Genomic DNA, 1975 nt, shown 5'->3' with positions numbered 1-1975 from the left:
ATATAATCGACCGCAGCGCCAGGTGCTTGAACCGATCACGCTGAAGATCGGAGACGATCGGCACCGAGGCTGGCTCGTGAATCTCGGGCCGGAAGGCGCTCGCATCAGCGGACCATTCGGCCTTTCCATCGGGACGACAGGCAATTTGACGATCCCAGGTATTGGCGACCTCGAGGCGCGTGTTCTTGCGCCAACTCGTGACGGCTACCGGTTAAAGTTTTCGCCGAGCATTAAGCAGCGGGCCCAAATTATCGAAAAGCTCCACACCGCCCGAGCTCTTCCGGGATCCGATCGCGGGGACATCGTTCGCATTATCCGCGAATTGGCTCGGGCTCTAACTCATTGAGGAGGCGTGATGGCGAAAAGACGACTGAGTTTGCGCACGCTTGTGTTCTTTGGCGGCGCAACGTTGATGCTGGTGCCGGCCATGGTGACCGCGACACTGTACACCGCGGCGTTGGAGCGGCGCGGCGAGGAATTGCAGGTCGAGAAGTTGGCGACCCGCGGCGAACTGAGCGCGTACCTGCTGGCGCGACGCCTCTATGGGGTTTGGATGGACGTGGCACGTATGGCCGACCTGATCGACCCCACCGATCTGGCAAATGCCCGTGAGCAAATTAAATTCCTAAGCCGTCTGGATGGCCGGTACTCCTGGCTCGGCATAGCCAATCTTGAGGGCAAGGTACTGGCGGCCAGGGACGGGATGCTCGAAGGCGCGAGTGTTGCGCAGAGGCCATGGTTCAGGCGTGGCCTTGATGCGCCAACTGCAGTCGATGTCCACGAGGCCCAACTCCTGGCAAGCCTCTTGCCTGTATCCGCTGAACCCTATCGCTTCGTCGATCTGGCCGCACCCTTGCGGCATGATGGTTCCGTCGCCGGCGTGATCGGAGCGCACGTCAACTGGAAATGGGTGGAGGAGGGCATGGCCGCGTTGCAGGCGCCTGGAATCGATGTGCTGCTGCTGTCGCGGGACCGAATTGTCCTGTTTGGCCCGACCGATGTCGTCAACAAGCGGCTAAGCGTCGGCTCAGCGTTTGCGGCCAGCCGCGTCACGAGCGCGTTCTCCAGGGAGCGATGGTCCGACGGAAAGGACTATTTCACAGTGATCGTTCCGAGCGTTGGTTTTGCAGACCTTCCGAGCTTCGGCTGGTCTCTTCTGGTCCGACAGAACGCCGACGACGCTATGGCATCAACCCGAGAGCTGATCCGTGCGTTCTGGTTCATTCTCGGCGCCGGCGCCGTCGTCGCTCTGTTGCTGCTCCTGTGCGCCGCTCAATGGCTCAGGACGCCGCTGCGCCGACTCTCGGAATCCGCCGAGGCCATCGTGGTCGATCCTGGCTCGCGCCCGCCGCACCAGGAAACCCGATTCGAAGAAGCGGCAAGGCTGAGTGACGCGCTCGCCCACATGCAGTCGAAGCTTTTGGGCCGTTTCCAGCCGTAAGTGGCGCGCCAGAGAAAGAGTGGAGAAGCGCAATTGGCCCAACCGAGCGGCTTGACCGTGCGCACTATTCAACGGATAGAGCGTGGACAATCGGCAAGCGTCGAATCCCTGACGGCGGTGGCCGCGGTGTTTGAGGTCGATTGTTCAACTCTCAAGGAGCCGACCATGAATACCAGTGCGAGCCCAACTGTCAGCCCAGATGGAGCGCTTGCCTTATCCAGAGTGCGGAGGCTGAAGACCTTGTACGTTCTGCGCCTCCGCTCGGCCATCGAGCCCATCATCGGGCACGAAGGCCGAAAATCACCTCAGCCGCGGTTACCTCAAAGGGCGAGCGAGTTACGTCGCCAACGTCGTCCTCTCAGCTGTCCGCCACAACTTCTGGGTTGGTCCTAAGTTTGCTGTGGGGAGCGCTCGCCTCTCCACTCCAGCTCAAGCCGGCTTCTTAGCATCGCGTGATCGCGGCTGACGTCAAAATTAGCGTCTCCCTCCGGTGACGGCCGCCTTGTCAGGTTAAGACGAGTGCTGTGTAACAGC

At 61.1% G+C, this 1975-nt stretch carries 1 protein-coding gene and 3 pseudogenes; all 4 read left to right on the top strand.

Going from position 1 to position 1975, the window contains the following annotated elements:
* Positions 1 to 346 (top strand): annotated as a pseudogene (locus tag CQ12_RS13605) (Curdlan synthase); the annotation flags it as partial.
* Positions 347 to 355: 9 nt separating this feature from the next.
* Entirely contained in the window at positions 356 to 1441 is a 1086-nt protein-coding gene (locus CQ12_RS13600) for a cache domain-containing protein (RefSeq protein ID WP_157088193.1), read from the top strand.
* Positions 1442 to 1573, top strand: a pseudogene (locus CQ12_RS47670) (helix-turn-helix domain-containing protein); the annotation flags it as partial. It abuts the gene before it with no gap.
* 117 nt (positions 1574 to 1690) lie between these two features.
* Positions 1691 to 1887: pseudogene (locus CQ12_RS42185) on the top strand (IS5/IS1182 family transposase); the annotation flags it as partial.
* Positions 1888 to 1975: the final 88 nt, after the last annotated feature.

The organism is Bradyrhizobium jicamae, assembly GCF_001440395.1.
GTDB classification, from domain to species: Bacteria; Pseudomonadota; Alphaproteobacteria; order Rhizobiales; family Xanthobacteraceae; genus Bradyrhizobium; species Bradyrhizobium jicamae.
The sequence above is the reverse complement of the archived record's forward strand: the minus strand, read 5'-3'. Positions and strand labels throughout refer to the sequence as shown.

Excerpts from the sequence above, each read along its gene's own strand:
- CQ12_RS13600 (WP_157088193.1), top strand. The coding sequence starts at position 356 with ATGGCGAAAAGACGACTGAGTTTGCGCACGCTTGTGTTCTTTGGCGGC.